This window comes from Phyllobacterium myrsinacearum (assembly GCF_014138285.1).
In the GTDB taxonomy this organism is placed as follows: domain Bacteria; phylum Pseudomonadota; class Alphaproteobacteria; order Rhizobiales; family Rhizobiaceae; genus Phyllobacterium; species Phyllobacterium myrsinacearum_A.
Genome location: NZ_JACGXN010000003.1, coordinates 127,409 through 140,742 on the forward strand (window position 1 = coordinate 127,409; position 13,334 = coordinate 140,742).

10 protein-coding genes are annotated in these 13,334 nt (G+C 56.3%); 5 read left to right on the plus strand and 5 right to left on the minus strand.

Translation table 11 applies throughout. The features are described 5' to 3' along the window. Positions 1 to 7 precede the first annotated feature (7 nt). Genes xdhB through uraH form a run of 3 tightly spaced genes read right to left on the minus strand, consistent with a single transcriptional unit; the run spans position 8 to position 4,210 of the window. Entirely contained in the window at positions 8 to 2,344 is a 2,337-nt protein-coding gene (gene xdhB, locus FHW16_RS12900; protein ID WP_182549621.1) for a xanthine dehydrogenase molybdopterin binding subunit, read from the minus strand. Positions 2,345 to 2,353: 9 nt separating this feature from the next. Then, on the minus strand, positions 2,354 to 3,832 hold the full coding sequence (gene xdhA, locus FHW16_RS12905; protein WP_182549622.1) for a xanthine dehydrogenase small subunit: 1,479 nt from the start codon (positions 3,830 to 3,832) through the stop codon (positions 2,354 to 2,356). A gap of 6 nt (positions 3,833 to 3,838) precedes the next feature. Further along, entirely contained in the window at positions 3,839 to 4,210 is a 372-nt protein-coding gene (gene uraH, locus FHW16_RS12910) for a hydroxyisourate hydrolase (RefSeq protein WP_182549623.1), read from the minus strand. Between the two features lie 181 nt (positions 4,211 to 4,391). Here uraH and puuE point away from each other — a divergent pair, with 181 nt between their 5' ends. The 3 genes from puuE to FHW16_RS12925 are packed head-to-tail and all read left to right on the plus strand — an operon-like array spanning position 4,392 to position 7,321. After that, positions 4,392 to 5,810: an allantoinase PuuE gene (puuE, locus tag FHW16_RS12915; RefSeq protein WP_182549624.1), complete on the plus strand. Its 1,419-nt coding sequence runs from the start codon at positions 4,392 to 4,394 to the stop codon at positions 5,808 to 5,810. Between the two features lie 9 nt (positions 5,811 to 5,819). After that, the gene (gene alc, locus FHW16_RS12920; protein WP_182549625.1) at positions 5,820 to 6,833 is read left to right on the plus strand and encodes an allantoicase; all 1,014 of its coding nucleotides are present in this window, start codon (positions 5,820 to 5,822) and stop codon (positions 6,831 to 6,833) included. 2 nt (positions 6,834 to 6,835) lie between these two features. Continuing rightward, the gene (locus FHW16_RS12925; protein WP_182549626.1) at positions 6,836 to 7,321 is read left to right on the plus strand and encodes an ureidoglycolate lyase; all 486 of its coding nucleotides are present in this window, start codon (positions 6,836 to 6,838) and stop codon (positions 7,319 to 7,321) included. 45 nt (positions 7,322 to 7,366) lie between these two features. On the opposite strand, the gene FHW16_RS12930 is transcribed toward FHW16_RS12925, so the two are convergent. After that, positions 7,367 to 7,972, minus strand: coding sequence for a deaminase (locus tag FHW16_RS12930; RefSeq protein ID WP_182549627.1), 606 nt, complete (start codon positions 7,970 to 7,972; stop codon positions 7,367 to 7,369). A gap of 78 nt (positions 7,973 to 8,050) precedes the next feature. Further along, a complete protein-coding gene (locus FHW16_RS12935; protein WP_182549628.1) occupies positions 8,051 to 9,343 on the minus strand; it encodes an NCS2 family permease in 1,293 nt (430 codons plus the stop codon). Positions 9,344 to 10,071: 728 nt separating this feature from the next. Between FHW16_RS12935 and FHW16_RS12940 the strand changes: the two genes are divergently transcribed. After that, complete coding sequence (locus tag FHW16_RS12940) at positions 10,072 to 10,419, plus strand: SH3 domain-containing protein (RefSeq protein ID WP_246711775.1); 348 nt, start codon at positions 10,072 to 10,074, stop codon at positions 10,417 to 10,419. A 79-nt stretch (positions 10,420 to 10,498) separates the two neighbouring features. Continuing rightward, positions 10,499 to 13,255 (plus strand): autotransporter outer membrane beta-barrel domain-containing protein, encoded by a 2,757-nt coding sequence (locus FHW16_RS12945; protein ID WP_246711747.1) that lies wholly within the window; start codon positions 10,499 to 10,501, stop codon positions 13,253 to 13,255. Positions 13,256 to 13,334 lie beyond the last annotated feature (79 nt).

Sequence of the window (13,334 nt, forward strand, 5' to 3'; positions counted from 1 at the left end):
GCGACACTCACTTCCCGTTTCGCGCTGCACGCAGCCGCTCGACAGCCATCAACACCCGCTCCGGCGTTGCCGGTGCATCAAGACGTGGCGCAATCCGGTATTCCGCAACGCTGGCGACAGCCATGGAAATCGCTTCCAGCACGGAAATAGCCAGCATGAACGGCGGCTCGCCAACTGCCTTGGAGCGGCGGATTGTCTCCTCGCGGTTAACGGACCAACTTGCCAGTTTCACATTGAACTGACGCGGGCGATCCGAGGCGAGCGGTATTTTGTAGGTGGAGGGTGCATGGGTGCGCAGGCGTCCCTTGGCATCCCACCAGAGTTCCTCGGTGGTAAGCCAGCCCATACCCTGCACGAAGGCCCCCTCGACCTGTCCAAGATCAAGGGCCGGATTGAGCGATTTTCCCACGTCGTGCAGGATATCCGTCCGGTCGACCTGATACTCCCCGGTCAGCGTATCGATACTCACTTCCGAAACCGAGGCACCATAAGCAAAATAATAGAATGGGCGGCCCCTGCCTTCTGCACGGTTCCAGTGGATTTTCGGCGTCTTGTAGAAACCCGCCGCCGATAACTGCACGCGTGCTCCATAGGCGGTTCTGATAAATTCCGCAAACGGCACAAGGCGATTGCCAATCCGGACTGTATTGGGTTCGAAGAATACCTCGCTCTTGGGAACCGCATAATGTTCGGCGGCAAAATCCGCCAGACGAGCCTTGATCTGTTGCGCCGCATTGGCCGCCGCCATGCCATTGAGATCTGACCCTGATGACGCCGCGGTCGCCGATGTATTCGGTACCTTCGCTGTTGTCGTGGCGGTCACCTTGATGCGGTCGAGATCGACCTGGAATTCATCGGCAACTACCTGCGCCACCTTGGTATAGAGTCCCTGCCCCATCTCCGTGCCGCCATGGTTCAGATGAATCGAACCGTCGGTGTAGACATGCACCAGCGCGCCAGCCTGATTGTATTCGGTCTTCGTGAAGGAGATGCCGAATTTGACCGGCGTCAGCGCGATCCCACGCTTGAGGATCCGGTTTTCGCGGTTGAAGGCAAGGATTGCTTCGCGCCGTGCCGCATAGTCTGAGGATGCCTCCAACTCGGCGACGATCTGCGGAATAATGTTGTCTTCGACGGTCTGATGATAAGGGGTAACGTTCCTGTCAGTGTCGCCGTAGAAATTGGCCTTGCGGATATCCAACGGATCCTTGCCAAGAGCATAAGCAATATCTTCGATCATCCGTTCACCGCCGACCATACCTTGGGGACCACCGAAGCCGCGAAATGCTGTGTTGGACACGGTGTTGGTTTTAAGCGGACGCGAGCGCAGGCGGACATTCGGATAGAAATAGCAATTGTCCGCGTGGAACAGTGCCCGATCGGTCACCGGCCCGGAGAGATCGGCGGAGAAACCGCAACGCGCCGAAAACGTCGCATCCACTGCTTCGATCCGTCCCGCGTTGTCAAAGCCCAGCTCATAGGCCACATGGAAATCGTGGCGCTTGCCCGTGGCAACCATGTCGTCGTCGCGGTCCGGCCTGATCTTCACCGCCCGCTTGTATTTCTTCGCCGCAACCGCTGCAACGGCTGCAAACAGATTGGCCTGTGTTTCCTTACCACCAAAACCGCCACCCATGCGCCGTACATTGACCGTAACCGCATTGGAGGGAACACCCAGAACATGGCCGACCATGTGCTGGGTTTCGCTCGGGTGCTGGGTCGATGAGTATACAGTCACCTCGTCATCCTCGCCCGGCATGGCAAAGGCGATATGGCCTTCGAGATAGAAGTGATCCTGGCCACCGATGCGCATTTCACCACTCAGGCGGTTCGCCGCATTGGCAAGCCCGCCCGCAATATCGCCCCGCTCGAGTTTGAGCGGATCAATGACCAGAGGATATCCGGCCTTCTCCGCCTCAAGTACGTCAATGGCGTGATCGAGATCACGGTATTCGACCTTCACCTTTGAGGCCGCCTGACGAGCAATCTGGCGTGTTTCGGCAACCACCGCGAACATGGGCTGGCCATGGAATTCCACCTTGCCCACGGCAAAGACTGGATCGTCGTGCTTGCCAGCCGGGCTTACATCATTGTGTCCGGGAATATCATCCACCGTCAAAATTCCGATAACGCCCGCGCACGCCCTGACCCCTTCGAAATCAATCGAAACGATTTCCGCATGAGCACGCTGCGACAGACCGAGATAGGCATGCAGCGTGTCTGCCGGTTCCGGCATGTCATCGATATATTCTGCAGAACCGGAAACGTGCTTGTGGCCGGATTCATGCGGCTGTTGTTCGTGCACCCCGCCCCTGATGCGTGCAATCGGTTGGATCGAATTCATGATACCCTCCTACCCCACAGCCGCTTCATAGCGGTTCAACCTGACGTTTCCTTCACCCGTACTGTCCAGATAGAAGCGGCGCAGCAGGTTCTTCGCGGTCAAAAGACGGTAATCCGCCGAGGCGCGCCAATCGGTCAGCGGTGTGAAATCCTTAGCAAATACGGACATGGCCCGCTCGATGGTCTCATCATTCCAGGAGGAACCGATCAGCGTCTCCTCAACGGTCGCCGCGCGCTTTGGCGTACCTGCCATTCCGCCGAAAGCAATCGCGGCGGCCTGCACCTTTCCAGCTGTATCGAGCACCACCTTGAATGCTCCACAAACCGAAGAAATATCCTCGTCAAGGCGCTTCGATATCTTGTAAACGGCAAACTGTTCTCCCTGCTTGAGCCGGGGAATGTGTATGGCCTCGACGAATTCTCCCGCCATACGATCCTGTTTGCCATACGCGATGAAGTATTGTTCCATCGGCACGGAGCGGCGGTTCTGTCCCTTGCGCAAGAGGACGTGAGCACCAAGCGCGATAAGGGCCGGCGGTGTATCGCCGATGGGTGAGCCGTTGGCAACATTGCCGCCGATCGTGCCCATATTGCGCACCTGTTCGCCGCCGATGCGGTTCCACAGCTCGGATAATTGCGGGAAATGTTCTGAGATAACCGGATATGCATCGGTGTAGCTGACACCTGCACCGAGAGTCAGTCCGTCATTGTCCGCCGTGATCTGCCGCAAGCCATCCAGATGAGAGGTGAAGACGACAGGGCCAATCTCCCGCATGAATTTTGTCACCCAAAGCCCCACATCGGTCGAACCGGCAACAATGGTTGCGCTGGGATTGGCTTCCATGAAGTCGGCAAAGTCATCGACGTTGGCAGGCAGAACATGCCGCTGTTTGCCTTCGCCGATATCGACGCGTCTGCCGTCCTTCAGCGCCTGCAGCTGTTCGATGACCCGCGCGCGTTCAGCGACAAGCGGATCATTGCCCGCGTTGCACGCCGACACGCTTTCTGCCGCGCGAATGATCGCGGCATAGCCGGTACAGCGGCACAGATTGCCTTGCAGTGCCTTTTCGATGTCCCGCACCGCCGGGCTTGGATTGTGCATCCAGAGGCCATAGAGCGACATCACGAAACCGGGCGTGCAAAACCCGCACTGGGATGCATGGGTGTCGACCATAGCCTGCTGCACCGGATGCAGAGAGCCATCGGCCGCGGCGAGTGCTTCCACGGTTACGACGTGACAGGCATCAAGCGAACCGACAAACCGAATGCAGGCATTGACTGATTCATAGGTGAGCTGACCATGGTTCAGGCGGCCGACCAGGACCGTACAGGCGCCACAATCGCCTTCGGCACAGCCCTCCTTGGTACCCCGCAACCGGCGGTCAAGGCGCAGGAAGTCGAGAAGTGTCTGTGTTGCCGCTACGTTGGTCAGTTCGACAGCCTTGTCATTAAGCAGAAAACGAATGCTGTTGCGGATCTGAATGTCCATGGCCGGTCAGCTCCCGCGATAGGTTGAATAGCCGAAGGGTGCAACAAGCAGCGGCACGTGATAGTGCGCACCCTCGTCACCGATGCCGAAGCGGATTGGCACAACATCGAGAAATGGCAGGGAGCCATCCGTTTGTTGCTCACCCAGATAAGCACCGACGTGGAAATGCAGCTCGTAGGTACCCGCACGCATCTCTGCGCCCGCCAGAAGCGGCGCATCACAACGCCCATCCTGATTGGTGCGCGTGCTGCGCAATGCTGAAAACTGTTCGTTTTCAAGGCGCAGGAGGTCAATCCGAAGGTTGGCGGCAGGTTTTCCACTGGCCGTATCCAGCACATGCGTCGTCAGACGGCCTGATGTTTCGTTCTGAGAACTCATGAGCGTTCCTCCCTCCCAAGGCGGACTTTCCGCTTTTGCATCACCCAGTTTGCCCGGCGCGGCGACTGTGCAGTAGGCCGCGCTTGATTACAGGACTTTCAAAATTTTCTGGGGGAATGGATCTTCGCTTATTTGATTATTCATGGGATCGGACCAGCACAGTGGAGGACAGATCGCTGCCATGAGATACCCTAGAGACATGCATGGATACGGAGCAACCCCTCCGCACGCCCATTGGCCGGACGATGCGAAAATCGCCGTGCAGTTCGTGCTCAACTATGAGGAAGGCGGCGAGAATTGCGTCCTGCACGGGGACGCTGCTTCGGAAGCGTTTCTATCGGAGATTGTTGGCGCTCAGGCCTGGGAAGGCCAGCGGCACTGGAACATGGAATCTATCTACGAGTATGGCGCCCGTGCCGGTTTCTGGCGTCTGCATCGCCTGTTCACGGGCAAGAATGTGCCGGTGACGGTCTATGGCGTGGCGACTGCCTTGCAGCGCTCCCCGGCGCAGGTTCGCGCCATGCTGGACGCAAACTGGGAAATCGCCTCGCACGGGCTGAAGTGGATCGAATACAAGGACTACACGAAGGAGGCCGAACGCGAACACATGCGGGAGGCCATCCGCATGCACACGGAGATCACAGGGGAACGGCCGAATGGCTGGTACACTGGCCGATGCTCTGTCAACACCGTGGATCTTGCGGCAGAGGAAGGCGGTTTTGACTACGTTTCCGATTCCTATGCAGATGATCTGCCCTATTGGCACGAAACCGCAGACCGGCATCAACTGATTATCCCCTATACGCTGGATGCCAATGACATGCGCTTTGCCACGCCGCAGGGGTTCAATTCCGGCGAACAGTTCTTTTCCTATTTGAAGGACAGTTTCGACACGCTTTACGCCGAAGGCGAAGCGGGATCTCCAAAGATGATGAGCATCGGCCTGCATTGCCGTCTTGTCGGCAGACCAGGGCGCGCGGCAGCGGTTGCACGGTTCATCGACTATGTGCAAAGCCACAGCCATGTCTGGTTGGCACGCCGTGTTGACATTGCCAGGCATTGGATAAAAACGCATCCCCACCACCCGGATCAACCACGCCCGTCAACGCTTGCAGAACCTGCATTTGTTGAACGTTTTGGCGGGGTATTCGAACATTCCGAGTGGATCGCGCGGCGCGCTTTTGAATCGGAATTGTCCTTCGCGCACGACAACGCCGCAGGGCTTCACACCGTGCTCACCGGTATATTTCGCAATGCTTCACACGAAGAACGTCTTGCCGTACTCAAAGCGCATCCGGATCTGGCCGGAAAACTTGCTCTGGCAAAGCGACTGACGGAAAGCTCAACACGGGAACAGGCATCCGCTGGTCTCGATGCGCTGACCGACGCGGAGCGCGCGCAATTCGAAGCGCTAAACGGGCTCTATGTCGAGACCTTCGGTTTCCCGTTCATCATCGCGGTGAAGGATCACAGTAAAGATGGAATCCTCGACGCTTTCAGGATGCGGATCAAGAATGATCGGCAAACTGAGTTCAACACCGCCTGCCAACAGGTGGAACGGATCGCCCTGCTCCGTCTCCAGGACATGCTGCAACATTGAGGAACGAACATGTCACATTCCACCGATGACCTGCCGGCCTTTGCGCGCAACTCGATCAACCTTGCATCTCAGGGTCTCGGCGCAAAACCGCTCTTTGCCACGGATGAATTCTTTGCCCCGCTCGCTCGCATGCTCAATGACGAGCCCGCCATTTTCTATCCCGAGAAATTCGATGATCACGGCAAGTGGATGGATGGATGGGAAACCCGGCGGCGGCGCAGCAGCGGCCATGATCATGCGATCATTGAACTTGCAGCACCGGGAACAATCTTAGGCTTTGATGTCGATACAACTCATTTCACCGGCAATTATCCGCCGGCCTGCCGCATAGAAGCCACCAACTCAACCGGCATACCCGACGAGACAACCGTATGGACACAGGTGCTGGACCTAAGCCCGCTCGGACCCAGCGCACATCATTTCTTCGCCTGCGAATCCACCACCGTTTGGAGTCATGTGCGCCTGCACATCCATCCCGATGGCGGTGTCGCACGGCTGCGCGTCTACGGCCAGCCTTCGCTGGATACCGGCAGCGCCAACAAGGCCAGCCTTGATCTTGCCTCATCACTGCTCGGCGGACGCGTCGTTGCCATGTCCAATGCCCATTATGGCCATCAACGTCTCCTGGCGCCCGGACGTGGTATCAACATGGGTGATGGCTGGGAAACCCGCCGTCGCCGCGAGCCTGGCAACGATTGGATCATCATTAAACTCGCAGCCCGCGGCACGATTGAAAGCGCCGTTGTCGATACAGCGCATTTCAAGGGCAATTATCCGGATTCCTGTTCCATTCAAGTTGCCGATCTTGGCGACAACAGCGAAAGCCTTGATCAGCTTGTCGTGGCCTCGTCAATGTTCTGGGAGGAGATCCTGCCGCAGCAGAAACTCTCCGCCGATACGGCTCATGAATACGGTGCCAACCAGATCAGGCAGAATGGTGCCGTGACTCATGCGCGGCTGAATATCTATCCCGATGGCGGCGTGAGCCGCCTGCGCCTTTTCGGCAAGATCGCGGGCAAATAGACATGCGCGAAATTTTGCTGCAGCCATTATCTCGGGACAGTTTTCGGCCTTTTGGGGATGTCATCGAACTCGAGGGATCATCGAGTTTCCCGATCAATCACGGCATGTGCGAACGCTATCACGATCTGGCAAAGGTCGAAACAACGGGTCAAAATCCCCGGGTTCTCATCAGCCTCTTGCGCGGAAAGCCTTATCAGCTGCCGTTGAAACTCGACATGGTTGAACGGCATCCTCTCGGAAGTCAGGCCTTCATGCCTCTGTCTGCCAGCCCGTTTCTGGTCGTGGTAGCCCATGACGAAGCAGCAGGCGCGGGCAATCCCGTCGCCTTCATAACGAAGCCGGGACAGGGTGTGAACATTCACCGCAATATCTGGCATGGAATCCTCACGCCGCTCGATGCTGTCTCAGACTTCGTCGTTGTGGATCGCGGCGGCGACGGCATCAATCTGGAAGAACACTTCTACAGAGAGCCATTCATTATTCGTTGAAAAAAGATCGGGCTGACGTTTTTGATACGCGTCAGCCCGGTCGCTTTAATTGAGCGGTATCGAATTTCCGTCTTTTCCGGACTGATAGAGATTCGAGAGATCCGCATATTTTTCGCTGATCTTAACGGCTCTGGCTTGCAACCTGCTCCGCTCCGGCTCGGGCTCGGCAGCAATCAGCGCATGGATGCCGTAGCTCTTCCAGAACGCATTCTCCCTGTTATAGCCACCCGGCTCGAGCGTGAAGACTTCCTTCAATATCTTCAGATCATGCGGGATAGCAAAAGCATCACGCGAATCCTCATGGCTGAAGAAATAATAGAAGTTGTCGAACCCCGCCCAGGTGATGGCCGAAAGGCACATGGAACAGGGCTCATGTGTCGAGAGAAAGACCAGTTCTTTCGGGTCAGGCCGACTGCTTTCATTCACTTCGTAAAAGCGTTTCAGCGTATGAACCTCGCCATGCCAGAGCGGGTTTTCTGTTTCATTGTTGGTCTCGGCCAACACAACCGACAGGTCGGATTTGCGCAAAACCGCGGCACCGAATATCTTGTTACCCGCAGCAACGCCGCTTTCCGTCATCGGAATGATCCGGTGTTCCATAGCATCAAGCAGCGCGTCGATAAGATGGGTTGTTGATCTGTCCTGTGTCATCGGGGCATTTTCCTTTTGTCCTGTAACGGGAAACCGCAATGTCCGGCTGCAGTCATCGTATTGCAGCCGGACATTGACTTACACGGGGAACAACACGAAGCGGACGACGAAGAGGATCGCAACAAGCCATGTTGCCAGATGAACATCCTTGACCCGACCGGTAACGGTTTTCAGCACCACATAGCTGATGAAGCCGAATGCCAGACCATTGGCGATCGAGTAAGTGAACGGGATCATCAAGGCGGTTAATGCTGCCGGTGTCGCTTCCGTCACGTCAACCCATTCGATGTCCGTGAGTTCGCGCATCATCAGACCGGCAACATAAAGCAGGGCTGGTGCCGTTGCGTAGCCCGGAACAGCGCCAGCCAGCGGTGCGATAAAGAGTGCAGCGAGGAACAGGACCGCAATGGTGAGCGCCGTCAGTCCTGTGCGCCCGCCAGCCTGAACACCCGAAGCACTTTCCACATAGGCTGTCGTGCTGCTGGTACCCAGCAGGGAACCGGCAACAATGGCCGTGCTATCGGCAAAGAGGGCCCGGCCGAGACGGTTGGGTTTTCCCTCCTCGATAAGACCAGCCCGCTTGCTCACACCGATCAACGTGCCGGTAGCGTCAAACACCTCCACCAGAACGAAGACAAGGATTACCTGCAAAAGGCCCGTATGCAGCGCGCCCAAGATGTCGAGTTGCAGGAAGGTCGGTGCAAGGCTCGGCGGTGCCGAGAAGACCCCCTTGAACTCGCTTGCACCGACAAGCATGGAAAGGACAGTCACTACAAGAATACCGATCAGGATGGCGCCGCGGATCTTGAGCGCGTCAAGACCGGCAATAATGAAGAAGCCAAGAATGGCGAACAGGGCGCTGGTGCTGCCAAGGTGTCCCAATCCGATAAAAGTCGCGGGGTTGGCAACGATGATTCCGGAATTTTTCAACGCAATGAATGCCAGGAAAAGTCCGATACCCGCGGCTATGGAACTGCGCAACGATTTGGGAATTCCGGCAACGAGCCAGCTGCGCACGCCCGTAGCAGTGAGCACGAGAAAAATACACCCCGAAATGAAAACAGCGCCCAGTGCCTGCTGCCATGTGAAGCCCATCGCCGCGACAACCGTAAATGCGAAGAACGCATTGAGACCCATGCCCGGCGCCATGCCGATTGGCCAGTTGGCAACGAGTGCCATAACCAGCGAGCCGAGTGCCGCTGCAATACAAGTGGCAACGAAGATTGCATTGCGGTCCATTCCCGTCGACGACAGAATCTCCGGATTGACAAAGATGATGTATGACATCGTCAGGAATGTCGTTAGTCCAGCAAGCATCTCGATGCGCACTGTTGTGTTGTGTTCTCTCAGCTTGAAAAGCTTTTCGAGCATAATTCCTCCCCTTGGCTCACGCCGAGTCTCCGGTGGCTGCATGACTGCTGTGAGTAGCGAGTCGCGTGGCTGCCTGTTTTGAGTTTTCAAACGTCTGCAATCAAGAGAAAACTGGCGCACTCTCCTCCACGGCCAGTTTCTCCTCAGTGTCACCACTGTCACGCTGATTGTGCGTTTTCTATTGCGGTGATGCTAGGCTCTGATTTCCGCAAGCATACGCGAAACAGCTTCAATATTTTATTGATGCAGTATGAACTCTATCTGAGTCGAATGAGGGGGGGTTTTGGGTGCGCTCGCGATCTGACGTAAAGAATGGAGGCACGGGGCGTAGCTGGATTATTTGATATTTATGGCCGAGTGATACGCTTCATCAACGCGATTAGCGTCCGGATTTCCTATAATTTTGAACCTTTTGCGGGGCAATGAATGTATCATATACATCCCTTTTCAACGCCCATTGCCTTTGCATATCATTACATCGAGAGCTTCTCAATTATTCGATAAGCAGGAAAAAGCGGATCCAAGGGCCCCGTGGCTCAGAACCTGGTAATCTCCAGAAAATCCGCTCCCAGATTAATTTTCATTTCACGAAATTCACCATAGTTGTTTAACGCTTCTCGACAAATGTACACAGAACCAGTTATTTGTAAGTAAGAATCAAGATTCTTGCAGGGGGATGAGCAATGAACTTGAAGAATTTATTCATAATACTCAGCTTCTTTTGGGCGATGATATTACCAGCAAGCGCAGCGCTTGCTGAAATTGCTCATACAACTGGCAATGTTAACCTTCGGACGGGTCCGGGAACGCATTATACCCGTGCTGCAACTCTAGCAGCCGGGGTGCGCGTGAATGTTCTGGCTTGCCAGGCCAACTGGTGCCGGATCGGGCGGCAAGGAATCCGAGGGTGGGTGTCGGCCAACTATCTTGACCGGGTGGTTGTTCAACGGCCTGCAATCATCGTTCGACCAACAATTGTCGTGCGTCCGCCCTATCATCACGGACATCGCCCGCCGCCAAGGCCGCATCGTCCCCGTCCTACGTGCAAGATCGCACCTGGATTTCCCTGCCGGTAATTTTCGAGACGAGCAGTCTTAGACTGCTGACGCGAAACAGAAGCATGCCTGAAATATACCCTGACCGGGTAGTGCCAAAATGAAGAAGGGTTTTACGATGCAGTTGCAAACGTTTGTCTCACGCAGATTTCTCCTTGCGACAACATCGGCACTTGCCTACTGGGTTTTCACTCCCTCGGCAGGTGCTGCCTGCCTGCTGGTCCCCACAGGCGGCAACGACAGCTACGTTTGTGACAGCGGAACAAATGGCACGCTGACTGATCTGTCCGGCAATAACACGCTGACATTTCCAGCCGCCGGTACGGGACAGATCAACGGTAACGTCACCTTCGGTGCAGGGACTGACCGCATCCTGATGGACTCCGGTACCATTACCGGGAATGTTGATCAGGGCGACGGACGCGACTCCCTCGAAATCAATGCCGGACAGATTGTTGGTAACGTTCAGCAAGGCTCGGGCATTGACGACTTCAAGATGACCGGTGGAACCATCAACGCGCTTAATCAGGGTGACGGGCTCGATACCTTCTCCATGTCGGGCGGTCATATAGTCGATTTTTTTGATGATGGCGATTATGGCGTCATGACCGGCGGGCGCATCGGCCGGGTCAACATGAAGCTTGATGACAACTACTTCAACATGTCAGGAGGTACGATTGACCGCAATCTGGTAACCGGTCTTGGGCGCGATACGATCATCATCAGCGGTGGTACCATTGGCGGCAATATCAGCACCAGCAGCGGCGTCGACAACATCACAGTGACCGGCGGCAGTATCGGCAACGGTATCAAGACCGGTGATGGAAATGATGTATTTACCTGGAATGGTGGCGGCATCATCTACAATTCGATCATTCTCGAGGGTGACAATGATACCGCCCGGCTGAGCAATCTGACCAATGCCAATCTGGGCGGCATGACACTCCTTTCCGGTGGGAACGGCGCGGACAGCCTGACCTTCGACAATGTCAAGACCGATGGGCTCGCACGGTTTCAGGGATGGGAAGCGGTCGCTGCCACGAATGACACCGAGCTGACCTTCGGCAGCAATCTCACTCTTGGCGACGCAGCCACCGGGACCGGCTCGCTGAGTGTCGATGCTAGCAGCACGCTCTATGGCGGCGGGTCGAACGCCGCGATTACCGCATTCACATCAGGTCAGTTGGTCAATGTCACCAATGCCGGACGCATTGACCTGACCAATGGCACACCCGGTGCAACGGACTCATTTACCATCGCTGGCAACTATGTCGGCAACAACGGCGGCCTTTTTCTTGATACGGTCCTTGGCGATGACACATCGGCTTCGGACAAGCTGGTGATTGATAGCGGCACGGCATCCGGTACAACCGGTATGACCATCGTCAATCTCGGCGGAACGGGCGCCTCAACCGTGCAGGACGGCATTCTCGTCGTACAGGCTTTGAATGGTGCAAATACCGGCAGCGGCACGTTCGGCCTCAACAGCGCCGTAGCCGCCGGCGCTTACGAATATTACCTGTTCAAGGGCGGCGTCAGTGCAGGCACTACGGAAAACTGGTATCTGCGCTCCGCTCTCATCAATGTCCCAACCCCGCCGGAACCCGCTCCTGCACCGTCGCCGGTTGAACCAACACCTGTTGTTGAACCGATACCGCCGGTAGTGACACCGCCAGCTCCGCCACCGGCTCCTGCACCACCGCCGGAATCGACACCGACTGAACCACCGGTCTTGCCGGGTGATCCAGCACCTGTTGCGCCACCGGCTCCACAGCCAGCCCCGGCGCCCAATTCTCCACCTCCTGCCGTGCCTGTGCCGACAACACCCGCACCGGTCCCCTCACCTACAGGATTATCGACGCCGCCAACATCCGGGGCAACACGCGTTGTCGCCGATGTCGTGCCTCTGTATCGCGTGGAAGTGCCGACCTATTCCGTCATCGCTCCTGCAGCGCGAGAGTCGGCACTTGCAACACTCGGCACGTTTCATGAGCGGCGCGGTGCGCAGAGCATCGTTGATCCCCGGAATAATTTCTCCGCAGCATGGGCACGCGCCTTTGGACAGGACACAAAACAGAAATGGTCCGGAACCGTCGCTCCGTCCATTGACGGTTCGATTTACGGGATACAGGCCGGCCTTGATATCCTGCGGTCGGACTCCGACAGTGGTCACCGCGACATTGCGGGGCTGTTCTTCGGCTATGCCAGCATGGATGCGACAACAAAGGGACAGGCAATCGGCTGGAATGATCTGAAGACCGGCCATCTCGATCTCGATACGACAAGCGTGGGTGCCTACTGGACTCATATCGGTCCGTCAGGCTGGTACCTTGATGGCGTCCTTATGGGAAGCTGGTTCAGCGGCGATGCAACCTCCGAGCGGGGCATCGGTATTGATGTTGACGGAACGGGTATCACAGCGTCTCTCGAGGGCGGTTATCCCGTCAACCTCTCGGATGACTGGGTACTGGAACCGCAGGCGCAACTGATCTGGCAGCATCTCTCATTCGACGACGAGAAGGACAGATTCTCGTCGATCTCCTTCGATACGGATAACGGGTTCACCGGCAGGCTCGGTGTCCGGCTTCAAGGCAAATACGCGCTATCCACCGGACTGCTTCAGCCTTACCTGAAGGCGAACATCTGGCACACTTTCAGTGGTAGCGACAGTGTGCTATTCGCAAGCGATGCGATCGGGACAGATCATGACGCCACATCCCTCGAACTGGGGGGCGGTGTTGTCTATGATTTTTCGAAATCCCTCAGCACATTTGCGACAGCCGACTACACCTTTGATATCAATGGTGAAAAAAGAAGAACAATTGATGGAAACCTTGGTCTGCGCGTAAAATGGTAGGGTAACACCATCCATTTTACTCCAGCCGTTCCAGCCTTCTCAAATTTCTCTATGCCTGGTCCGTCAATAGGCGGATTGT